Consider the following 21,699-nt stretch of genomic DNA (forward strand, 5'->3'; position numbering starts at 1 on the left):
TGCAACAGATCGGCTCCGACCTATGTCGCTTCGTTTGATCTTCATGGGCACGCCGGATTTCGCGGTGCCGACGCTGCTCGAACTCGTGGCCCACGGCCATGAGATCGTCGCCGTCTATACCCGCGAAGCAAAGCCCGCCGGCCGTGGCATGAAGCTGCAGCCGACGCCGGTGGCGCGCGAGGCTGAACGGCTCGGCATTCCCGTCTTCACGCCGAAGACGCTGCGGACGCCGGAAGCCGAAGCCGAGTTCCGGTCGCATGAGGCCGAGGCTGCGGTCGTCGTCGCCTATGGCATGATCCTGCCGCAGAATATTCTCGATGTACCGCCGCTCGGCTGTTTCAACCTGCACGGCTCGCTGTTGCCGCGCTGGCGCGGCGCCGCACCGATCAATCGTGCCATCATGGAGGGCGACGCCGAGAGCGGCGTCATGGTGATGAAGATGGATGTCGGCCTCGACACCGGCGATGTCGCCATGGCCGAGCGCCTGGCGATCACCGATGCGATGACGGCACTGGACCTGCATGATGCACTGGCGCCGCTCGGCGCCGATCTGATGGTGCGGGCCATGGGTGCGCTGGAAAGGGGACGGCTGAGCCTGACCCCGCAGAGCGCAGACGGCGTCACTTACGCGGCCAAGATCGACAAGGCGGAGGCCAAGATCGACTGGTCGAAGCCGGCGCGCGAGGTGCTCAGGCATTGCCATGGGCTGTCGCCGTTTCCCGGCGCGTGGTGCGAAGTGCCGATCGAGGGCGAGGCGGTACGCGTGAAGGTTCTGCGCTGCGAGCTTGCAAAGGGCGCGGGTGCGCCCGGCGAGATCATCGACGATCAGCTCACCATCGCCTGCGGCGAGGGCGCGATCCGGATCATCGACCTGCAGCGCGCCGGCAAGCAGCCGATGAAGGCCAGTGAATTTCTGCGTGGCACGCCGCTGAAGCCGCCTCTGCAGGTGGGCTGATGCCGCGCTACAAGATGATCATCGAATATGACGGCGCGCCATTTTCCGGATGGCAGGTGCAGGCCAACGCGACGCTGACCGTACAGGGCGCGCTGGAGCGTGCCGCCGAGGCCATTTGCGGCGAGCCGATCCGCGTCCATGGCGCCGGTCGCACCGATGCCGGCGTCCATGCGCTCGGCCAGGTCGCCCATTGCGACGTGCCGAAAGTGCTGGTGCCGGGTCGCTTTCGCGATGGCATGAATGCCCATCTGCGGCCGCATCCGGTCGGCGTGCTGTCGGCGGATATCGTGCCGGATGATTTCGAGGCGCGGTTCTCGGCCATCAAACGCCACTATGTCTATCGCATCACCAATCGCCGCGCGAACCTCGCCGTCGATGCCGGCCGGGTCTGGCGCGTGCCGCGCCCGCTCGATGTCGCTGCCATGAGCGAGGCTGCGAAGCGTTTGCTCGGTCGACACGACTTCACGACCTTTCGCGATACCGAATGCCAGGCCAAGTCGCCGATCCGCACGCTCGATCAGCTCGATGTGGTGCAGAACGGTGAGGCGATCACCATCACGACCTCCGCACGCTCGTTCCTGCACAGCCAGGTGCGCTCGATGGTTGGCTCACTGGTCTGGGTCGGCAACGGCCGCTGGACGCCGGACGATCTGGCTGCGGCGCTTGCCGCGAAGGACCGCAGCGCCTGCGGCATCGTGGCGCCGCCGGATGGGCTGTATCTGGTAAAGGTCGACTACTAGACCTTCACGCCCTTCATCGCGTCCCAGAACAGATCCTGTCCATTCGCGACATTCGCCGTCCAATGCTCATGCGCAAAATCATTGGCGTCGTCGGTGATGAACTTGAAGGCGCGCCAGCGGATGCCATGGCGCAGGCAGACCTGCGCGATGGCAAACAGTTCCATATCGACGATGTCGACATTGTTCGACACCAGCCAAGGATCGGTGGAGGTGACGAAACTGTCACCACTGCCGCAGATCACGCCGCGCTGGCCCGAGACCAGGCGGTCGAGATCGGGCGCAAAGGGCGTGCGGCCGCGCGGCGCCAACGGCTCGGCATTCATGTCGCGCTGGATCACGTCGCTGACCTCGACGAGGCCGTTGAGTTTGGTGTTTAGCTTGCCGGCGGTGCCGTAGTTCACGACGAGTTTGGGCTGCATGGCCTGCACCGCCTGAAGCGTTGCGATTGTGGTGTTGATCTTGCCGACGCCGGTGAAAATCACCTGGATCTCGGCAGGCGCGCGTGATTTGTCGAGCTCGCTTTCGAGCGCGGTGAGGACGAGAATCTTGCCGTTCATGCGAAATACCGATCCAGCACGCCACGATAGATTTGGGTGAGCTTCTCCAGATCGGTAACCTTCGTGTGTTCGTCGATCTGATGCATGGTCTGCCCGACCAGGCCGAATTCAATCACCGGGCAGTAGTTCTTGATGAAGCGCGCATCCGAGGTTCCGCCGCCCGTGTTGAGATCCGGTGTGCGGCCAGTGACATCCTTGATCGCGGCGACGACCGTATCGGTAAAGGCGCCGGGCTTTGTGACGAAGCTGTCCGAATTGCTCGGCTCCCAGATCACATGCGCGCGAATGCGATTGCCGGCGGCAGTTGCGACGCGTGCATCGATCAGGTCGCGCAATGACGCCTGCGTGTGATGGTCGTTGAAGCGGATATTGAACTTCGCCCGCGCTTGCGCGGGGATGACGTTGGTCGCCTTGTTGCCGACATCCACCGAGGTGAATTCGAGATTGGACGGCTGAAACTGCGCATTGCCCTGATCGAGCGGATCGCTGCTCAGCGCTGTGATCAACGCGGCGATATCCGGTACCGGATTCGATGCGCGATGCGGATAGGCGACATGGCCCTGCACGCCATCGACGACCAACGTGCCGGATTGCGAGCCGCGGCGGCCGATCTTGATGGTGTCGCCCATCTCCTCGACATTCGAAGGCTCGCCGACGATGCAATGATCGAATTTTTCGCCACGCTCGGCCGCCCATTGCAGCAGCTTCACGGTGCCATTGACGGCAATGCCTTCTTCGTCGCCGGTGATGAGGAAGGAGATCGAACCGCCGCCGTCCTTTTGCGGCTTGCCGTCATTCGCGGCCAGATAGTCCAGCACGGCGGCGACTGACGCGGCGATGCCACCCTTCATGTCCACCGCGCCACGGCCGTAGAGCAGGCCGTTCGTCACGTCGCCGGAGAAAGCGCCATGGGTCCACGCCGCTTCATCACCGGGCGGCACCACGTCGGTATGGCCAGCAAAACAGATATGCGGCGCGGAAGTCCCGATACGGGCATAGAGGTTTTCGATGTCGGCGCTGCCTTCCTCGCTGAAGGTGACGCGATGGACTTCGAAGCCGGCCGACGTCAGCAGGGTCTCGAGCACGCCGAGGGCGCCGGCGTCAGCAGGAGTGACTGAGGGGCAGCGGAGAAGATCTTGAGCGATGGAGAGAGCGTCGGTGGACATCAGACCCTTGGTGCAGTGGCAAGCGCGGCAAGCGGATCGGGACCGTATTCGTTCGGCCCGGCGGTGCCGCGCAGGAAGCCCAGTTCGACGATGGCCCAGATGGTCACGGCGAAGCTGGCGATATGAAAGACGAAGCTGGTGCTCGCGCTGCTGGTGCTGCCGATGCCGCTCAGGACGCTGGGGCCGAGCCAGAACACCAGGATCCACCATCCGCTCTTCTCGCGGTCATGCAGCCGCTTGATGCCGGTGGCGATGCCGGACCATGTACCGGCGGTGATGAGGACAATGGCGGCCAGCCACAGCAGCAACGCGCCGCCGACCATGCTGAACAGGCGATCGGTGTCAAAGCCGCCGAGCCACATCACGGCAGCAGCCACGAAGGCGATCCAGGCCACTATGTAGATCAGGATCGCGAGCCAGTATTTGCCGCGGTTGATCCGTCCCTTGAAGCTGAAAAGCAGCGTGGTCCAGTCCATGGCAGCCCTCAATTCAACGGATCGGTCCGGTTTACACGATGCTACGCGCAAACCGGACGAAACGACAAATCAGTCGCGCAGCAGTTCGTTGATGCTGGTCTTGGAGCGGGTGCGCTCGTCGACACGCTTCACGATCACGGCGCAGGCGGTGGAGGGGCCGATCTGACCGTTCTTCATCGGCTTGCCGGGCAGGTTGCCGGGGACCAGCACCGCATATTCCGGCACTTCGCCGACGAATACTTCGCCCGTCTCGCGATCGACGATCTTGGTCGATGCGCCCAGGAACACGCCCATGGCCAGCACCGCACCCTTGCGCACGATCACGCCTTCAGCGACTTCCGAGCGGGCGCCGATGAAACAGTCGTCCTCGATGATGACCGGGCCGGCCTGTAGCGGCTCCAGCACGCCGCCGATGCCGACGCCGCCGGAAATGTGCACGCGCTTGCCGATCTGGGCGCAGGAGCCGACCGTCGACCAGGTGTCGACCATGGAGCTCTCGTCGACATAGGCGCCGAGATTGACGAAAGACGGCATCAGCACGACGTTCTTGGCGATGAAGGCCGACTTGCGCACGATAGCGCCCGGCACAGAGCGGAAGCCGGCGTCGCGGAAGCTGTTGTCGCCCCATCCCTCGAACTTCGAGGGCACCTTGTCCCACCAGGCCGCGCCGCCGGGACCACCAGAGATCTGCGCCATGTCATTGAGGCGGAACGACAGCAGCACGGCCTTCTTCAGCCACTGATTGACGGTCCACTTGCCGTCGTCGGCGCGGACGGCGACGCGGGCCTCGCCCTTGTCGAGCAGGTTCAGCGCCTGATCGACGGCGTCGCGGACTTCGCCCTTGGTCGCAGCGTTGACGTTATCGCGCGCGTCGAAGGCGGCATTGATGGTGGATTCGAGGGCGGTCAGCGACATCGCGATTTCCTTGGGCAGATCGTGGGTAAAAAGTGATTTCTTGAAGCTTTTGTCGGGATTTGGCCGGGGAGAGTCAAGACGCGCGGGCGTCGATCCCGTCCTACCGCGCCACGTTCAGCGCCGCCAGAAACCCCGTCAGATCGTCGGTGACGTGGTCGACATGGTCGTCGTCGCGGCCTTCCAGTTCCCAGTCCTCGCGCACGACCTCCTTGGCGCCGTCGGGCACGATCAGCACGGTCGTCATGCCGAGTTTGTGCGGCACCACGAGGTTGCGGGACAGGTCCTCGAACATGGCGGCCTTGGAGGGGTCGACGCCGTGCAGGCGAAGAAACTTGTCATAGGTCTGCTGAGCCGGCTTCGGCTCCAGATCGGCGGCGATGATGTCGAAGATAGCCTCGAACTGATCGGCGAAACCGAGGCGCTCCAGCACGGCGCCGGCATGGGCGACCGAACCATTAGTCAGGATCAGTTTGCGGCCTGGTAGTTGTGCGATGGCGGCGCCCATCACCGGATTGGGCTCCAGCGGCGAGTGATCGATCTCGTGGACGAAAGCCAGAAAGTCGTCGGCGCGCACACCGTGCTCGGTCATCATGCCGCGCATGGTGGTGCCGTAACGCTTGTAATAGTCCTTCTGAACCTTGAAGGCCGCGTCGGGCGAAATCCTGAGGAAGTTCGCGACGAAGTCGCGGATCTTGCCATCGACCTGCTGCCACAGGTTCACGTGGTGCGGATACAGCGTGTTGTCGAGATCGAACACCCATGTCTCGACATGGTTGAAGGCACGGGGCGATTTGGTCGGCAGGGTCATTGATTGTCTCTGTTGTCCGGTCGTCACGGCGTCGCAAAGCGCAGCGTCCTGCCGCCGCCCGACATGTCGACGATAGCGAAGCCGGCGCTGGTGAGGCCGCGAGTATTGCAGTCGTTGTGGTCGCGAATCTCGAATTTGCTCTCGCGCGTGCACAGCATGCGAACGCCGCCCCAGTTCAGCGGCTTGTCGTTGAGCTTGATGGCACGGCCATTGTCGTCGACGGCCTCGGCGAAACTGAGGATCTGGCGGGGTTGGCCGACAATATCCGGTCGCAGGCATTTGCCTGGCTCGATGCGATACCAGCCGCGGCTGACAACGCCCTTGCCATCATCGGTCGCGACTGACGCCATCACCTTGTAGGACGTGTCGTTGCACCAGGTGAGGCCTGTTGCGGAGGGCGCCTGCACGGCGGCGATCATTGTCTCGAAGAAATTCGGCGTTGAAACCACATCGGCAGCAAGACTACGGCTCTTGAGGAAGGACGAGAGCGCGCTCTGGGTCTTGGGCCCATCCACGCCGTCGATGGGCGCGGCGTCGTAACCGGCGATCACCAGCAGGCGCTGGATCGCGGCGAGTTTGGCCTGTTCGTCGTCATATTCGCTGTCTTCCGCGAGATAGGCGACCATATTGCCGTCGTCGGTCTGCGTCGGCTTGATCATCGTGAACGGCACTTGTGACTGTCCGGCACGGCATTGCCGGGCAGCAGCGATGACGAAGTTATCCGGCGCGATGCACAGGTTGTCGGTGCCGTTCTGCGCCACGGGTGAGGCGCCATAGATGCTGAGCGCGCGGGCATGCAGCAGGATGCGGTCGGCCGTCAGCGTGCCCTGCACGACGATGCGGCATTGCGCGGGATCGATGCGAAACCAGCCGCGCGTCGCGGTGGCGCTCTTGTCGTCGATGCCGATGGCGGCTTCGACGACATAACTCATGCGATTGCAGAGTTTGAGGTCGGCGCGGGCTTTGCCCGAGACGAACGCCGAGCAGATCAGGGCGACACCGAAAAGGAGTGTTCGTCCGCCCTCCCTCCGCACGTCATGCCCGGGCTTGACCCGGGCGTCCACGCCTTTCGCTTTCCACCGCCAAGACGTGGATGGCCGGGACAAGCCCGGCCATGACGGCTTGTGGTGCGTGTTGTCCGTCACTTGTGGATCAGCGTGCCCGTGCCCTGATTGGTGAAGAGTTCGAGCAGCACGGCATGGGGAGTCTTGCCATCGATAATGACGACGCCTTCGACACCCTGTTCGAGCGAATAGATGCAGGTCTCGACCTTTGGGATCATGCCGCCGGAAATCGTGCCGTCGGCGATCAGCTTGCGGGCATCCTTGATCGACAGTTCCGGGATCAGCTTCTTCGACTTGTCGAGCACGCCCGGCACATCGGTGAGCAGAAGCAGGCGTTTGGCCTTCAGCGCGCCTGCCACGGCGCCGGCAAAGGTATCGGCATTGACGTTGAAGGTCTTGCCGTCCTTGCTTGCTGCGAGCGGCGCCAGCACCGGGATCAGCTCATAGCCGATCAGCTGGTTGAGGAGCGTGAGATCGACCTTTTCCGGCTCGCCGACAAAGCCGAGATCGACCACCTTCTCGATGTTCGAATCGGGATCGACCATGGTGCGCGTCGCCTTCGACGCGGTGACCATGTTGCCGTCCTTGCCGCAGAGACCAACGGCCTTGCCGCCGGCTTCGTTGATGTAGCTGACGATCTGTTTGTTGATCGAGCCGGCCAGCACCATCTCGACGATCTCGATGGTCGCCGCGTCGGTGATGCGCAATCCGGCGGCGAATTCCGACTTGATGCCGAGGCGCGTCAGCATCTGCGCGATCTGCGGGCCGCCGCCATGCACGACCACCGGATTGATGGCGGTCTGTTCCAAGAGGACGATGTCGCGGGCAAAGGCGCGGGCCGTATCCTCGGCGCCCATGGCGTGCCCGCCATATTTGATGACGATTGTCTCTTCGTCATATTGCTGCATGTGGGGCAGCGCCTCCGACAGGATGCGGGCCTGGTCGAGAGCACTGATGATGGGCGCGTCGGTCATGAAGCGGATCTCACGGTGAGCAATCTGCGGCGCGTTCTAGCCGATTGATTGCCGCCGCGCAAAGCATCGCTGCTCTGTCTAGTGGCCCGGCGTCAGGTGGGGCGCGGCCAAGCTGCGGATACCGCCAGCGCCAGCCAGCTCAGGATCAGCAGGGTGCCGCCGGTCGGGGCGGCCATTGTGAACAAGCCGTGACCGACATATTGGCGCAGGGTCAGGTCGCCGGCGAAGATCGCCGCAGCAATGACGAAGCCGAACGCAGCTGTCAGGCCGATCTGCAGGTGGGCGACGCCGCGCTCGATCAGGGCGACGGCACCGAGAATGGCGGCGGCATGAAACAGCAGCATCGAGGAGGCCGAGGCCAGCCGCGTCGCGTCCGGCTGATGCGCCGAAGCGGCAGCCAGAATGACGCCGTCCGCGCCCATCACGCCGGCCAGGATGACAAGAATGCGAAACAGGCTAAAGCGGGTCATCAGTTGCGCTCGTTCAACAGGCGGACCATTGCAGCCCGCAATTCGGCCATGCCGTCGCCGGTGCGCGACGATGTAACCAGCACGTCCGGAAAGGCTGCCGGATGAGTCCTCAAGTCGGTGCGGACCTCTTCGAGCGTCTTTTCGAGTTCGCTCTTCTTCACCTGATCAGCCTTGGTCAGCACGATCTGGTAGCTGACCGCCGAACGATCGAGGGACTTGAGCACGTCGAGGTCGACATCCTTCAGGCCATGCCGGGAGTCGATCAGGACGTAGACGCGCGCCAGGCTCGCCCGGCCCTGGAGGAAATTGTAGATCAGCTTGGTCCAGGACGCGATCTTGACCTTCGGCGCGGATGCATAGCCATAGCCGGGCATATCGACGAGCCGGAAGTCGGAGCCATCGGGACCTTCGAAGAAGATCAGCTCCTGGGTGCGGCCTGGCGTATGCGAGGTCCGCGCCAGCGCGTTGCGCCCGGTCAGCGAATTGATCAGGCTGGATTTGCCGACATTGGAGCGGCCGGCAAAGGCAACTTCCATCCCTGCCATTGGCGGCAGCGTCTCGATCGAGGGCGAGGCCCAGATGAACGTCCATTCGCCTGCAAAAAGTAGGCGGCCCTGTTCGATCAGCTTCGCATCGGTGTCAGTGGTCATGCGAAGTGGCTTTCTGTGCTGCTCCGGCCCTCATGGTGAGGAGGCGCGCAAGCGCCGTCTCGAACCATGAGCGCCCCGCCCTCGTCCTTCGAGACGCGGCCAAGTGGCCGCTTCTCAGGATGAGGGCTCCAAGGGTTACGTCTTCTTTTCAGCCGGCTTCTTCGCGAAGGTCGACTTCACGTTGTCGAACAGTTCGACCTTCACGCCGTTGCGATTCATGATGTAGGCCTGCTGCAGCACCGAGAGGGTGTTGTTCCATGCCCAGTAGATCACGAGGCCGGCCGGGAAGCCGGCCAGCATGAAGGTGAAGATCAGCGGCATCCAGTCGAAGATCATCTTCTGCGTCGGATCCGGCGGTGTCGGATTCAGCTTCATCTGGAACCACATCGTGATGCCCATGATGATCGGCCAGATGCCGAGCGCGAGGTAGTGACCGAACACCGGAATCGTCGTCGGATCGAAGGGGATCAGGCCGAACAGGTTGAAGAGATTGGTCGGATCATGCGCCGACAGATCCTTGATCCAGCCAAAGAACGGCGCGTGGCGCATTTCGATGGTGACGAACAGAACCTTGTAGAGCGAGAAGAACACCGGGATCTGCAACATGACGGGAAGACAACCGGCGATCGGGTTGATCTTCTCCTTCTTGTAGATCTCCATCATCTCCTGCTGCTGCTTCATCTTGTCGTCAGGGAAGCGCTCCTTGAGTGCCGCCAGCTGCGGCTGCACGGCCTTCATCTTCGCCATCGAGGCGTAGGACTTGCTGGCCAGCGGGAAGAAGATGATCTTCACCAGCACCGTCACCAGCAAAATAGCGATGCCGAAGTTACCGAAGAGGTGGAAGAACCAGTCGAGCGCCAGGAACATCGGCTTGGTGATGAAGTAGAACCAGCCCCAGTCGATCAGAAGGTCGAAGTGGTTGAGGCCGAGCGCCTGATTGTAGCCGCCGAGGCCAACAGCCAGCGGGAAGTTGATGCCGACAGTGGCCGCTTCCTTGGCGCCGGCGAACAGGCGGGCATTGGCCGTGCCGGTGCCGCCGATGGCGATGGTCTGCGCGTCCTGCAGATAGTCGGTCTGGTAGGTCCGCTGGGTGCCGGTCAGGTTCGACGAGAAACGGGCCTGCAGCTGCGCATTGGTGTCGGGCAGAAGTGCCGAAGCCCAGTATTTGTCGGTGATGCCGAGCCAGGCATTGGTGACCTTGAAATTCACCGCCTTAGCTTCGTCGATCTTCTTGTAACCGTATTCCTGCAGGCCCTGGTCGCCGAGATAGCCGACGAGGCCTTCATGCAGGATGTAATAGCCTTCGACATGCGGCGTGCCGTGGCGCGAGATCAGCGCGAACGGATACAGCGTCACCGGCGCGTTGCCGATATTGCTGACGTCATCCTTGACCGAGAACAGGTAGCGGTCGTCGATCGAAATGGTGCGGGTGAACGTCAGGCCGTCGCCGTTGTTGTACTTGAGCACGACAGGCGTGGTCGGCGTCAGGGCGTTGGAGCCTTCCTGCTGCCACTGGGTGTTCTGGTCGGGAATCTTGGTGTTCGCACCGGCGGCGGCGACCCAGCCGAACTCGGCATAATAAGGCGCGGCAGTGCCGGAGGGGGAGAACAGCACGATCGCCGGCGACTTCGGATCCACGGTGTCGCGGAACTTGGTCAGCGAGATATCGTCGAGGCGCGCGCCCTTCAGCGCGATGCTGCCGGAGATGCGCGGCGTGTCGATCTTGACGCGCTGCGACGCTGCAATGGCGCTGTCGCGGCTGACGATCGGAGCGTTGGCCGGCGCCACATTCGTGGGTGCGCCGCCTGCGGCGGTGGAATTCGCGGTCGGCGTCGTGCTGCCGGGCGTGGCGTTGGGCTGTGCGGTCGGGTTGGCAAGCTGGGTCTGCGTCGCGGTCTGTGCGCGCTGCTTCTCCATCTGCGGGATGTTGTAGAAATATTGCCAGCCGATCAGCACCAGGCCGGACAGAATGACGGCAATGATGGTGTTGCGATTGTCGGTCATCGTTCAGGTCTCGTCATTCAAATGCGGGTGCGGCTCTCGCTTCCAACTGCGCGCTTGTCGCAGGCTGAAAGCGTCAGGTCACGCTGGTTTTAGAAGATTGCGTCTTAGAAGATTGCCGATCGAGGCGGTGCAGCGCCGAGCGGAGGTCGTCGAGCATCATCGTGAAATCGCGTTGGAGCGCGACACGACGGCCGACTAGCACATAATCGCTGTGGGGTCGCATGGATAAGACATCGACGCGCTTCACCAGTTCGCGAAGCCTGCGCCGGATACGGTTCCGCTCGGTGGCGGTTCCGTTTTTTTTGGTCACGGTAAAGCCGACCCTGATCGGGCCGTCGTCGTCACGTCGCCGGGTTTGCATCACAAAGGCAGGGCTGTTCACCCGCGGCCCATTGGCAGCGGCGAGAAAGTCCGCCCGCTGCCGTAACCGGTCCATGATGAACTCTCGGAAGAGATCCGATCAGGCGCTGAGGCGCTTGCGGCCACGTGCGCGGCGCGCAGCCAGAACCTTGCGGCCGCCAACGGTCGCCAAGCGAGCGCGGAAGCCGTGACGGCGCTTGCGCACCAATTTGCTGGGTTGATAAGTCCGCTTCACGGGTCGTTCTCCGCTGACCGGGCAATTCGCCGAGTAATTTGAGGTAAGTCCTAAGATGTTGGCTCAACGAGCCATTTCCGGCCCAAAGACGAGCCGCACCCGATCCAAAACCGGGTCATCGCGGACAGTTGGCGGGCTTATACGGGAGCGTCCTGTTTTCGTCAATGTTGCCCTGTAGTGGTGTTCTGATCCGCCAAATTCTTGGAACTATGGGATTAATCCCAATTTCCCGGTGTTTTCAGGTTGTTGGCGGTTGTGAAATTGCTCTATGGCTTAAGCGTGTTCGCTCAGCGGACAAATTTAAGAACTGGTCGCAAACATCATCGTAACAAATCGTCGTTGGACCCGTATCTCTCGATAGTTCAGCGTCAGACCGTGAGATCAGAGGCCAATATTGTGTCTTCGGCCGGCGAAAAGCCCATCGAGCCCGCGTTCAGGCTCGGCCCCATGCGACGGCTGGGGCTGTCGGGCAAGCTGTTGCTGCTCACCATTCCGCTGGTGCTGATTGCCGAAATTCTCATTTATGTGCCCTCGATCGCCAATTTCCGGATCAACAGGCTGAACGACAGGCTGGCCGCGGCCAATACGGCAGCACTGGTGCTGGATGCCGCGCCGCTCGGCATGGTCCCGGAATCGCTGTCGCGACAAATCCTGAGCAGCATCGGCGCCCGTGCGGTGGCCATCAAGATGGGCCAGCAGCGCCGTCTGCTCGCCAGCGCGGATCTGCCGGCGCAGATCGACCATGACATCGATATGCGGTCGATGACGGTGTGGTCGGCGATTGTCGATGCGTTCGAGGTCATGCTGGAAACCGGCGATCAGACGATGCGCATCATCGGGCCGGCGCCCGGCGGGGCGCAATTCATTGAAGTGGTGGTCGATGAGTTACCGCTGCGGCAGGCGATGTATCGTTTTTCCAGCAATCTGTTGTGGGTGTCGCTGGGATTGGCGATTCTCTCTGCGGGGCTGGTCTATCTGGCGCTGCATTATCTTTTCGTGCGGCCGATGCGGAATTTGACGGCCAATCTCGTCGCTTTCCATGAAAACCCCGAGAGCTCGGCGCGGATCATCGTGCCGAGCCAGCGCGCTGACGAAATCGGCGTGGCGGAGCGCGAATTGTCCGACATGCAGCGCGATCTCGTTTCGATGCTGCATCAGAAGAGTCGTCTCGCTGCGCTCGGCCTCGCGGTCTCGAAGATCAATCATGACCTGCGCAATCTGCTTGCGTCGTCACAATTGCTGTCGGATCAGCTCGCCAGCGTGCCCGATCCCCGCGTGCAGCGCTTCGCGCCGAAGCTGATGCGCTCGCTGGAGCGCGCCATCGCCTTCTGCCAGTCGACACTCTCTTATGGCCGCGCGCAGGAAGCTGCCCCCGACCGCAAGATGATTCTCGTTGAACCGGTGGTCAACGAAGTCCGCGAATCGGCCGGGCTCGCGACCGACGTGTCGATCGGCTGGGTCAACGCCATCGAGCGCGGGCTGATGATTGATGCCGATCCCGATCAGTTGTTTCGCATTTTGCTCAATCTGGTCCGCAATGCGGCCCAGGCGCTGGAGGGGCAGCCGCAGAGCGACGTCGCCCCGCAGCAGATCCGCATCACCGGCCGCCGCGAAGGCGCTGTCACCATTCTCGAAGTGTCCGACACCGGCCCAGGCGTCCCGCAGCGGGCGCGCGACCACCTGTTCGAGGCATTTCAGGGCTCGTCCCGCCCCGGTGGTAGTGGGCTGGGCCTCGCGATCGCGGCCGAACTGGTCCGCGCTCATGACGGCGATATTCACCTTGTGGAAGGCACTTTGGGCGCCACCTTCCGGATCAGCCTTCCCGACCGGCCGGTGGAACTGCACAGCATCCGTAGCGAACGCGCGCGGGCCTGAGCCGTCTTTTCCGGCTATGTCACGGGAGTGAAATAAGCGGCTCAGGGCGCTTGCCAAGCCGGGCTCGACCCGGTAGCTATGGCCCGCTTTCGCAAACATCGTTTCCGAAACGCATCCGGTGCTGGCGGCTTTGGCCCCACATCGCGGCACGCGCCCGTAGCTCAGCTGGATAGAGCACGTGACTACGAATCACGGGGTCAGAGGTTCGAATCCTTTCGGGCGCGCCATTTCCGCTTCATTGTGATGCGCCAATCGTCGTCGCCATTGCTGCGCTTCTCGTAGCTTACGGGATCCTTGCCACAACGTCGGGCCGGTTTTTCTCGAGCCAGGCTACGGCCTCGGGTCCATCGACGACGCACTCGAAGGTTTCCCAGGTGGGGTCCTCCAGGGATTCCGGTTGCAGTCGCTTCGCTGCATACTCAACGAGGTCGTGCAAGCGTTCGTATCCTCGTCGGCTCTCGAGGGAATCTGCAATCGCTGTGCTGGCCCATCCGCGTTCGGCCAAATCGATAATGCTCGGAGCGTTAGCCTCGCTGAACCAGGGTGTGGCATCGAACTCGATGCAGCGGACATTATCAGCGGTATGGCAAGTAGCGTGGATCATTGGGGTCCTCCGTTCGCTGGCTAACAACCTGCGCTAGCATTGCTCTTTAGAGTTTCACATCGCTGCCCCGCACGCCTCAGCCTTTGACCAAGTCCCCCAGCAGGTTTGCCGCCACCATCAGCTTGGCGAGCGTCAGGCCGCCAGCAGCAATCTCCTCGACTGCGCGGCGGATGCGCGTCGCCTCGGGATGAGCTGCAAGCCAGGTCTCCGCAGCCTGCTGGCCGGATTGGCCGGTTGCCAACATATCCGCAGCGAGGCCTCTTTCGGCAGCCGCGATCAGGTCGACGGCGCGGTCGATGGCGAGGCGTTCGAAACGATCGCTGGCGGGCACGCTGCGCGCGGCAGCGATGATGCGGTCGAGACGGAAATTGGCCTCGGCGGCAAAGAACGTCGCGGCGGCATCGCCGATGCTGCGGCCGGTGCGCTCGGCGACCGTCACGATGTCCGGCGCCGAGACCAGGGTGTCGAGATCGGCCAGTTCGCCGGCGAGGCCGGACGGGACGCCGGCATCGGTCAGCTCCTGCCGGCGCTTGCCGCGCGCGGCCTGCAAGTCCGGTGGCAGGGTGTTGTCGAGAGAGGCGCTGATCTCGCGGATACCCGGGCCGAAACGTGCGATCACCGCCTCGAGGCCATCCTTGAAATCAATATTGCGCACGTACCAGACCATGCGGGAAAGCAGAAGGTCCTGGACCGCCTCATAGAGGGACAATTGCAACTGCCCTTCGATGCAGGCGTCGAGCGTATCGATCGCATCATTTAGCCACTTGAGCCCGTAGGATTCATCCACCGCCACATAGGCCATGACGATGGTGGGGATATCGGCATCGGTTTCGTCGATCAGGCGCACGATACACGCCGGGCCGCCGCGGTTGATGACCGTATTGACGAGGCTGGTCGCGATGATTTCGCGTCGGAGGCGATGGCACTCTACCGCTGTCGGGAACCTGTCCTGAACCTGGCCCGGAAAATACCCGGAGAGCTCGCGGGCGAGATAAGGATCGTCCGGCACGCTGGTGCCGAGCAGGTCGTCGTAGAGCGTCAGTTTGGCGTAGGCGAGCAACACGGCAAGTTCAGGCCGCGTCAGGGACTGCCCGCGTCGTGTGCGCTCGGTGATCGCGGCGTCGTCGGGCAGGAATTCGACTGCCCGGCTGAGCAGGCGGCGCTGCTCGAGCGACTGCATCAGGCGAGTGAGAAAGCCGGTTTCGGCCACGCCCTTGCGTTCAGCGAGCGAGAGCGCGAGCGTCTGCAGATAGTTGTTGCGCAGGACCAGCGCACCGACATCGTCGGTCATCGCGGCAAGTAGGGTGTTACGGTCAGCCGGGCTGAGGCGTCCCTCGCGCTCGGGGCGGGCCAATGCGATCTTGATATTGACCTCGACGTCGGACGTATTCACACCGGCCGAATTGTCGATCGCGTCGGTGTTGAGCTTGACGCCCGTCTGCGCCGCTTCGATGCGGCCGCGCTGAGTGACGCCGAGATTGGCGCCTTCGCCGATCACCCTGGCGCGAACGTCGGTCCCGGTGATGCGGATCGGATCATTGGCGCGGTCGCCGGCCTGATCGTCGCTCTCCACCGACGCCCGGATATAGGTGCCGATGCCGCCAAACCACAGTAGGTCTGCGCGCGTCTTCAGGATCGCCGTCATCACCTCGAAGGGCGTCGCCTGCGGCTTGTCGAGATCGAGCAAGGTGCGCACTTCCGGTGCGAGCGGAATCGCCTTGAGGGAGCGCGAGAACACGCCGCCGCCTTGCGAGATCAGCGATTTGTTGTAGTCCTGCCAGCTCGATCGCGGCATGTCGAACATGCGCTTGCGTTCGGCGTAGCTGATCGCCGGATCGGGAGAGGGATCGATGAAGATGTCGCGGTGATCGAACGCCGCAACCAATTTCGTCGCGGGCGAGAGCAGCATGCCATTGCCGAAGACGTCGCCGGACATGTCGCCGACGCCAACTACAGTGAAAGGCATGGTCTGAATGTCGGTGCCGAGCTCGCGGAAGTGGCGTTTGACCGCCTCCCAGGCGCCTCGCGCCGTAATCCCCATCTTCTTGTGGTCGTAGCCCTGGCTGCCGCCGGAGGCGAAGGCATCGCCGAGCCAATGGTTCTTCTCGGCCGAAATCGCGTTGGCGATGTCGGAGAAGGTGGCGGTGCCCTTGTCGGCGGCGACGACCAGATAAGGATCGTCGCCATCGTGCCGCAAGGTCGAGTCGGGCGGGAGGAGGTCGTCGCCGTCGAGATTGTCGGTGAGTTCGAGCAGCGAGCGAACGAAGATGCGATAGGCTTCGGTGCCTTCCGCGAGCCACGCGTCGCGGCTGGAGGGCGGCGGCAGGCGCTTGGGCACGAAGCCGCCTTTGGCGCCGACCGGCACGATCACGGCGTTCTTGACCTGCTGGGCTTTGACCAGGCCGAGGATCTCGGTGCGGAAATCCTGCGGCCGATCGGACCACCGTAGTCCGCCGCGCGCAACCTTGCCGAAGCGCAGGTGAATGCCTTCGACGCGGGGAGAATAGACGAAAATCTCGTAGAGCGGTCGCGGAGCCGGCAGGTCTTCGATTCCGCGCGCGTCGAACTTGAATGAGATCACCGGACGCGGATGTCCGTCCTCGCCGACCTGCCACAAATTGGTGCGGATGGTGGACTGCACCAGATTGGTGAAACGGCGGAGGATGCGGTCTTCGTCGAGCGATGCGACGGATTTGAGCTGCTCCTCGATATCGGCAAGGAGGGCGGTCTCCCGGGCCGAGCGCTCGGCATCAGTAAGGGTGAGGCGTGGATCGAGGCGGGCCTGGAATAGCGCGACGAGGTTGGCGGTGATCGCTGCGTTCTTGCGCAGAGTCTCCCACATATAATCCTGGCTGAACGGCGCGCGGATCTGGTGCAAATAGCGGGACAGCGCCCGGATGGTCGAGACTTCGCGCCAGCCCAGGGCCGTGCGCAGGATCAGCCCGTTATATCCGTCGGATTCGGCTCGATCACCGACCACCGCCATGATCGAGGCTTCGAGCCGATGGCTGAACTCCCGGTTGATCTCGATCGGCTGGCCGTCGCTGGTCTCGATCGTCATGTCGTGCAGCCACACCGGCTCAGGCCTGGCACCGGGCACGATCTGATAGGTACGTTCATCGACCACGCGCAGGCCGTGATTTTCGATCACCGGCACGCGATAGGACAGCGACAGCGGCGCGGCATCCGAGAACACCTTCAGGCCGAAGCGTCTGGGATCGCCCTCGCCCTCGAAGCGATGAACCGAAATCGTCACCGGGCGGGTTGGCGTGAGCCTTTCGATGGTGGCGATATCGGCTATCGCCTGTTCCGCCGTGGAAACCTCGGTATAGCCGCCGGTAAAGGCCTGGGCATAGCGATTGGCGAGCATGCGCGCCCGCATGCCATCGGTAGACGCAGTCAGCGCGGCCTTCAGCTTGTCGGCCCAGGTCGCGGCAATGGCGCTGATCCCGGCTTCCAGCGTGGCGCGCTCGACGGCAGGAGTCTTACCTTCATAGCGTCCGATGATGTAGTGAACGCGCGTCAATGCTCCTTCGGGGAAAGACACGTAGGAGGCGGCCTGCATCCCCTTGTAGATCTGCGACAGGAAGGCGCCGACGCGCATGCGCACATCAGTGTCGTATTTGTCGCGCGGAATGAAGACGAGGATGGAGACGAAGCGATCGAACTTGTCGACCCGAGCGAGCGCCCGGACGCGGGGGCGCTCATAGAGGATCAGGATCTCCATGACGAAATTGAAGAGGGTGTCGATGTCGACCTGGAATAGTTCGTCTCGCGGATATTCCTCGAGGATATGCATCAGCGCCTTGCCCGAATGGCTGTTCGGATCGAAGCCGGCGCGCTGGAGTACCCGCGATACCTTGTGGCGAACATAGGGGATCTGTCGTGCCGAGCGCGTATAGGCGCCTGAGGTGAACAGGCCGACGACTCGTAGTTCTCCCTCGAGCCGGCCGTCGGGCGCATAGAGCTTGATGCCGATATAATCCATCCGGATGCGGCGATGAACGCGGCTACTCACATTGGCCTTGATGACGATGAGTAGGGTCGGCTCGCGCATGAACTCGCGAATTTCCGACGTCATCACCACCATTTCGTTGCCGCGGCGCAGGACCTTTACATCGGGGTCGCGGAGGATGCCGAGGCCCTCAGCGGTCGTGATGTCGTCCGACGCATCGCTGTCGGGCGAGAAGCGATACTCGCGCACGCCGAGAAAGGTGAAATTGTCCGCGCACAGCCATTGCAGGAACTGATTGGCCTCGGCGACCTCGTCGATCGGCAGCGGCGGTGGATTGGAAGAGAAAGTCTTGATCGCGTTCTCGACGCGGTCGCGCATGACGCGCCAGTCCGCGACGCTGGCGCGCACGTCGCTTAACGTTCTGGTGAGGCCGTCAATCAGCCTCTCGCGGTCAGCGTCGGCGTCGAGGCGGGTGATGTGGAGGTGAATCAGGCTCTCGCGCGCGCCCTTTGTCCCTTCCGGCAGTGTTTCACCGTGGAAGTGCAGGAGCTTGCCTTGGTCATCGCGCTCCATCGCGATGATGGGGTGAGCAACGAGGGTGACTTCGATGCCCTGCTCGGCGAGCTCCGCCATGATGGAATCGAACAGGAAAGGCATATCGTCGTTGAGAATTTCGAGCACGGACATCTCGCGCCCGTCCGGCATCATCGGATTGACGACGCGGATATCGGCACGACCCGCCGTGCGTCGCTGTACATGCTCCCAGGCTTGCTCCGCCAGGAAGGCAAGCGAGGAGGCATCGTAACTGGCGAGGTCCTCGGCATTGGTGTAGCCGAACATAAGCTCGGCAAAGGTTCGGGGAGCCTTGCCCGGCTGCACGCTTCCCGCCGCGTCGCGGATCAGAGTTGCCCGGGCCTTGTCGTCACGCCACGCCATAGCGTCCTCCACGTCCCAGCCAACTCACCGCAATTACGGTCGGCCGTTGTTTTTGGAGTGCATCTCTTCGTGCGCCATCGTTTCCCGACCGCGTTTCAATCGCACAGGTGAAATCTTCGGTCGTGCGGTCTTGACTATGTTAGCACCCCGGAGCCGCCGTGGCGCGCGGAGTTGTGAGGTGTGTCTTGAGGCCGGAATCGATGCGGACGAGCCTCGCGCCATAAGGCATCTTATAAAATCACAAGCAATTTCAATAATATATGAGTTTGTGGTTATACGCCGAATGGCGCGCCATTTTGCGCGGGCAACGGGAGGGGGGCGCAGTTTTATCCCGAATGGACCGCCAGACTTCTCCGTTCAGATTAGAATAGCTAGCCGTCGATTGGCTGCTCAATCGCTGCATATGTCGCAAGCGGACCTTTGCCTTGGATTGGGCGACGCGTGCTTGCTTATCGGATTTTCTGCTCGACCTCGTAAGCTGCCTTCAAAAGCGTTTCGACAACTTCCTGCTCGCGTCGCGGGCCGAGCCGTGTTCGGACGGCCGATATGGTGAGGGCCGCCGCCGGATCGCCGTCGGCTGTCTTGATCCAGGTCGAAATCGATTTCGTGCCCTGGACCAACCCGACTTCGCGCACGCCATAGCCCCTGCGCCGGGCGTCGGCGATCTCTGACAACACAGTCTGCCGATCGGTCCGATATCCCGCAAATCGAGGCTCATTCGTCATAGCGATCCGGCGTGATTCTTGAGCCGGTAACGCGGCCAGGATGGCAACGCCTGCGCTGCTGACGCCCAGCGGCCGCCGCGCACCGACGGCGATCGAGAGTACCTGGATCGGATATGAGCCAATTCTCCTATCCACGCATAAAGTGTCGTTGCCGGTGCGCACCGTTAGAAACAGTGTGTCGCCGACCCGTTGCGATGTTTCGCGCAAAATGTGGTCCGCTGCGGCGAGCAATGGCGAGCGCGATGGGCGAGCGAGTGCCAATTCAGGGACCTGCGTGCCGATTGCATAGCGACCCGAGCGCTCGTGGCGCTCGACGAGCCCCTCCTCCATCAGGACATGAATGATCCGGTGTACGGTCGGGCGCGATAGACGCGTCGCTTGGACGACCTCATTCAACGGCAATCCGCTCTCACCGCCCGCTGCAAGCACGCGCAGGAGGAAGAGCGCGCGCCGGATCGCCTGCGCGCCTTGTCGCGGCTCCGGATCGAGTGTTGTTGGCAATCCGTTGTCCATAATGTGGACAATAACCGCACATTGGCATCGACAAGTAAAGCGGTTGAACCAATGGTTCTCCGCAAGAGCGCTGGTCCCAATCGGCGTCGAACATACGGTCTGCGGCGTGAATGCCGCATCTGGCGGGAGGAAATGATGAGGTCGCTATGGATCGCTGCAGCCATTGCCGCGACGCTGGTTAATGGCACGGCGACGGCCCAGGAATGGCCCGCGCGCATTGTCAAACTGATCGTGCCCTATCCGGCCGGCGGCAACGTCGATAGCGCGGCGCGCATCGTCGCGGATCGGCTGCAAGAGAAATTGGGCCAGCCCTTCGTGATCGAAAACAAGTCGGGCGCTGGCGGCATGATCGCCGGGGAAGCGCTGGCGAAAGCGCCGAATGATGGCTACACGCTCATGGTCGGCGCCAATGGTCCGGTTCTCTTCGCTCCCGAAATCAACAAGCGCGACGCCTACAACTGGAAGCGCGACTTCCTGCCGATCTCGAGCATCTCGATGACGCCGCTGGTGCTCGAGGTTCATCCTTCCGTGAAGGCTACGTCGTTCGCCGAATTGCTCGAACTCGCGAAGCGCGATCCGGGCAAGCTGACGATGGCCTCTCCGGGGCCGGGCACCACCAATCACCTGCTTAGCGAACTCATGCAGTCCAAGCTCGAGATTCGTTGGGTGACGGCGCATTATCGCGGCAACGCGCCCGCGACCAATGACCTTCTCGGCGGACAGGTTCAGTTCGCATTCGATCAACTGTCGGTCAGCCTTCAATATATCAAGAGTGGAATGGTGCGCGCCTTGGCGGTCACGAGCCCACATCGACTGAAGACGCTTCCGGACGTGCCCACTTTCGCTGAGCTCGGCTATCCGGATTTCGACGGCCAGACCTTCACGGGGCTGTTTGCCCCGGCGGGCACCCCCGCTCCCATCGCCGATAAATTGAACAAAGTGCTGGTTGAGATACTCAAAGAGCCAGGCGTGATCGACAAGTTCGAAAAGCTTGGCGCCGAAGCGCTCCCGATGACGCCAGGTGAGTTCAGAGCCTATCTCGATCGCGAGGACGCCAAGTGGATTCCGGTCGTGCGCAAGGCCAACGTAAAGGCGGATTGACGAATGAAGATCGATCCCGCTGAACTTGGTGCCGAAAAGGCTTATCGTCTGCTCACCGGCATCGTCGTCCCGCGACCGATCGCATGGGTGACCAGCCTGTCGCAGGCAGGTACCGTCAACCTTGCGCCGTTCAGTGCTTTCACCTTCGTCTCGCCCAAGCCGCCGATGCTGGCAATCAGCGTCGGCCGCAAATCAGGCGTCTACAAAGACACGGCGCGCAACATCCTGGATCGCGAAGAATACGTCATTCACATCGCGGATTCGCCGTTGATGTCTGCGGTTCACGAAAGCTCCGCCGAACATCCGCCGGAGGTGAGCGAGGTTGAAGTCCTCGGTCTCGAGACGACTCCCAGCGACCATATCGGGGTGCCGCGGCTGACGGCGGCGCCTATTGCGATGGAATGCCGATTTCGGCAATGCCTCGAATTCGGCGATACCCGCAGCCGGTTGATCGTCGGCGAAGTGGTCGCATTTCACATCAAGGATGATCTGCTCGCCAACGGCAAGATTGAAACCGAGAGCCTCGATCCGATCGCCCGCATTGCCGGTCCGCGTTACGCGCGGCTAGGCGAGATCTTCACGTTGAAGTCCGTATTCCAGACATCGAAGTAATTGG

19 protein-coding genes and 1 tRNA gene are annotated in these 21,699 nt (G+C 62.5%); 6 read left to right on the forward strand and 14 right to left on the reverse strand.

What is annotated here, in order from left to right; genetic code table 11:
* Window positions 1-22 precede the first annotated feature (22 nt).
* The gene (gene fmt / locus AB7828_RS24575; protein WP_309947912.1) at window positions 23-955 is read left to right on the forward strand and encodes a methionyl-tRNA formyltransferase; all 933 of its coding nucleotides are present in this window, start codon (window positions 23-25) and stop codon (window positions 953-955) included.
* Window positions 955-1,695: a tRNA pseudouridine(38-40) synthase TruA gene (gene truA / locus AB7828_RS24580; protein WP_184513178.1), complete on the forward strand. Its 741-nt coding sequence runs from the start codon at window positions 955-957 to the stop codon at window positions 1,693-1,695. Before fmt ends, truA begins: the two co-directional genes overlap by 1 nt.
* Here the strand turns inward: truA and AB7828_RS24585 are convergent.
* From AB7828_RS24585 to rpmH, 12 genes are all read right to left on the reverse strand, one after another.
* Window positions 1,692-2,252: a phosphorylase family protein gene (locus AB7828_RS24585; protein ID WP_441231417.1), complete on the reverse strand. Its 561-nt coding sequence runs from the start codon at window positions 2,250-2,252 to the stop codon at window positions 1,692-1,694. The genes truA and AB7828_RS24585 overlap by 4 nt on opposite strands.
* Complete coding sequence (gene dapE / locus AB7828_RS24590; protein WP_120288254.1) at window positions 2,249-3,418, reverse strand: succinyl-diaminopimelate desuccinylase; 1,170 nt, start codon at window positions 3,416-3,418, stop codon at window positions 2,249-2,251. The genes AB7828_RS24585 and dapE overlap by 4 nt, the downstream gene beginning before the upstream one ends.
* Window positions 3,418-3,894, reverse strand: coding sequence for a DUF805 domain-containing protein (locus AB7828_RS24595; RefSeq protein WP_093759806.1), 477 nt, complete (start codon window positions 3,892-3,894; stop codon window positions 3,418-3,420). The genes dapE and AB7828_RS24595 overlap by 1 nt, the downstream gene beginning before the upstream one ends.
* Window positions 3,895-3,963: 69 nt before the next feature.
* Window positions 3,964-4,809, reverse strand: coding sequence for a 2,3,4,5-tetrahydropyridine-2,6-dicarboxylate N-succinyltransferase (dapD, locus tag AB7828_RS24600; protein WP_093759804.1), 846 nt, complete (start codon window positions 4,807-4,809; stop codon window positions 3,964-3,966).
* A gap of 100 nt (window positions 4,810-4,909) precedes the next feature.
* Window positions 4,910-5,617, reverse strand: coding sequence for a pyrimidine 5'-nucleotidase (locus AB7828_RS24605; protein ID WP_441231418.1), 708 nt, complete (start codon window positions 5,615-5,617; stop codon window positions 4,910-4,912).
* Window positions 5,618-5,640: 23 nt separating this feature from the next.
* Window positions 5,641-6,609 carry a DUF1036 domain-containing protein gene (locus AB7828_RS24610; protein ID WP_441232311.1) on the reverse strand — a complete coding sequence of 323 codons (969 nt, stop codon included), beginning with the start codon at window positions 6,607-6,609 and terminating at the stop codon, window positions 5,641-5,643.
* A 149-nt stretch (window positions 6,610-6,758) separates the two neighbouring features.
* Window positions 6,759-7,655 (reverse strand): acetylglutamate kinase, encoded by an 897-nt coding sequence (argB, locus tag AB7828_RS24615; protein WP_120288257.1) that lies wholly within the window; start codon window positions 7,653-7,655, stop codon window positions 6,759-6,761.
* A gap of 92 nt (window positions 7,656-7,747) precedes the next feature.
* The gene (locus tag AB7828_RS24620) at window positions 7,748-8,125 is read right to left on the reverse strand and encodes a DUF423 domain-containing protein (RefSeq protein ID WP_175368585.1); all 378 of its coding nucleotides are present in this window, start codon (window positions 8,123-8,125) and stop codon (window positions 7,748-7,750) included.
* A complete protein-coding gene (yihA, locus tag AB7828_RS24625; RefSeq protein WP_441231419.1) occupies window positions 8,125-8,775 on the reverse strand; it encodes a ribosome biogenesis GTP-binding protein YihA/YsxC in 651 nt (216 codons plus the stop codon). Before yihA ends, AB7828_RS24620 begins: the two co-directional genes overlap by 1 nt.
* A gap of 135 nt (window positions 8,776-8,910) precedes the next feature.
* Window positions 8,911-10,779, reverse strand: a complete 1,869-nt coding sequence (yidC, locus tag AB7828_RS24630) for a membrane protein insertase YidC (protein ID WP_093759796.1) — start codon at window positions 10,777-10,779, stop codon at window positions 8,911-8,913.
* Window positions 10,780-10,852: 73 nt separating this feature from the next.
* A complete protein-coding gene (gene rnpA / locus AB7828_RS24635; RefSeq protein WP_089262790.1) occupies window positions 10,853-11,215 on the reverse strand; it encodes a ribonuclease P protein component in 363 nt (120 codons plus the stop codon).
* A 24-nt stretch (window positions 11,216-11,239) separates the two neighbouring features.
* Window positions 11,240-11,374: a 50S ribosomal protein L34 gene (rpmH, locus tag AB7828_RS24640; RefSeq protein ID WP_011471298.1), complete on the reverse strand. Its 135-nt coding sequence runs from the start codon at window positions 11,372-11,374 to the stop codon at window positions 11,240-11,242.
* Window positions 11,375-11,821: 447 nt separating this feature from the next.
* Between rpmH and AB7828_RS24645 the strand changes: the two genes are divergently transcribed.
* Window positions 11,822-13,249 carry an ATP-binding protein gene (locus AB7828_RS24645; protein ID WP_441232312.1) on the forward strand — a complete coding sequence of 476 codons (1,428 nt, stop codon included), beginning with the start codon at window positions 11,822-11,824 and terminating at the stop codon, window positions 13,247-13,249.
* 150 nt (window positions 13,250-13,399) lie between these two features.
* A tRNA-Arg gene (locus AB7828_RS24650) sits at window positions 13,400-13,476 on the forward strand.
* A 453-nt stretch (window positions 13,477-13,929) separates the two neighbouring features.
* Here the strand turns inward: AB7828_RS24650 and AB7828_RS24655 are convergent.
* Complete coding sequence (locus tag AB7828_RS24655) at window positions 13,930-18,756, reverse strand: NAD-glutamate dehydrogenase (RefSeq protein ID WP_441231420.1); 4,827 nt, start codon at window positions 18,754-18,756, stop codon at window positions 13,930-13,932.
* Window positions 18,757-19,193: 437 nt separating this feature from the next.
* Window positions 19,194-19,982, reverse strand: coding sequence for an IclR family transcriptional regulator (locus tag AB7828_RS24660; RefSeq protein ID WP_374725700.1), 789 nt, complete (start codon window positions 19,980-19,982; stop codon window positions 19,194-19,196).
* A gap of 135 nt (window positions 19,983-20,117) precedes the next feature.
* Here AB7828_RS24660 and AB7828_RS24665 point away from each other — a divergent pair, with 135 nt between their 5' ends.
* The gene (locus AB7828_RS24665; protein WP_441231421.1) at window positions 20,118-21,083 is read left to right on the forward strand and encodes a Bug family tripartite tricarboxylate transporter substrate binding protein; all 966 of its coding nucleotides are present in this window, start codon (window positions 20,118-20,120) and stop codon (window positions 21,081-21,083) included.
* 3 nt (window positions 21,084-21,086) lie between these two features.
* Window positions 21,087-21,695 carry a flavin reductase family protein gene (locus tag AB7828_RS24670; protein ID WP_068732840.1) on the forward strand — a complete coding sequence of 203 codons (609 nt, stop codon included), beginning with the start codon at window positions 21,087-21,089 and terminating at the stop codon, window positions 21,693-21,695.
* Window positions 21,696-21,699: the final 4 nt, after the last annotated feature.

The organism is Tardiphaga sp. 215_C5_N2_1, from assembly GCF_052076055.1.
Taxonomy (GTDB): Bacteria; Pseudomonadota; Alphaproteobacteria; order Rhizobiales; family Xanthobacteraceae; genus Tardiphaga; species Tardiphaga robiniae.

Bases quoted from the DNA above. Each gene is read 5' to 3' on its own strand.
- argB (WP_120288257.1), bottom strand. From the start codon at position 7,655: ATGACCGACGCGCCCATCATCAGTGCTCTCGACCAGGCCCGCATCCTG.
- AB7828_RS24620 (WP_175368585.1), bottom strand. From the start codon at position 8,125: ATGACCCGCTTTAGCCTGTTTCGCATTCTTGTCATCCTGGCCGGCGTG.
- truA (WP_184513178.1), top strand. From the start codon at position 955: ATGCCGCGCTACAAGATGATCATCGAATATGACGGCGCGCCATTTTCC.
- AB7828_RS24670 (WP_068732840.1), top strand. From the start codon at position 21,087: ATGAAGATCGATCCCGCTGAACTTGGTGCCGAAAAGGCTTATCGTCTG.
- rnpA (WP_089262790.1), bottom strand. From the start codon at position 11,215: ATGGACCGGTTACGGCAGCGGGCGGACTTTCTCGCCGCTGCCAATGGG.
- AB7828_RS24660 (WP_374725700.1), bottom strand. From the start codon at position 19,982: ATGGACAACGGATTGCCAACAACACTCGATCCGGAGCCGCGACAAGGC.
- fmt (WP_309947912.1), top strand. From the start codon at position 23: ATGTCGCTTCGTTTGATCTTCATGGGCACGCCGGATTTCGCGGTGCCG.
- dapE (WP_120288254.1), bottom strand. From the start codon at position 3,418: ATGTCCACCGACGCTCTCTCCATCGCTCAAGATCTTCTCCGCTGCCCC.
- yidC (WP_093759796.1), bottom strand. From the start codon at position 10,779: ATGACCGACAATCGCAACACCATCATTGCCGTCATTCTGTCCGGCCTG.
- AB7828_RS24665 (WP_441231421.1), top strand. From the start codon at position 20,118: ATGAGGTCGCTATGGATCGCTGCAGCCATTGCCGCGACGCTGGTTAAT.
- dapD (WP_093759804.1), bottom strand. From the start codon at position 4,809: ATGTCGCTGACCGCCCTCGAATCCACCATCAATGCCGCCTTCGACGCG.
- AB7828_RS24645 (WP_441232312.1), top strand. From the start codon at position 11,822: ATGCGACGGCTGGGGCTGTCGGGCAAGCTGTTGCTGCTCACCATTCCG.
- AB7828_RS24595 (WP_093759806.1), bottom strand. From the start codon at position 3,894: ATGGACTGGACCACGCTGCTTTTCAGCTTCAAGGGACGGATCAACCGC.
- AB7828_RS24585 (WP_441231417.1), bottom strand. From the start codon at position 2,252: ATGAACGGCAAGATTCTCGTCCTCACCGCGCTCGAAAGCGAGCTCGAC.
- yihA (WP_441231419.1), bottom strand. From the start codon at position 8,775: ATGACCACTGACACCGATGCGAAGCTGATCGAACAGGGCCGCCTACTT.
- AB7828_RS24605 (WP_441231418.1), bottom strand. From the start codon at position 5,617: ATGACCCTGCCGACCAAATCGCCCCGTGCCTTCAACCATGTCGAGACA.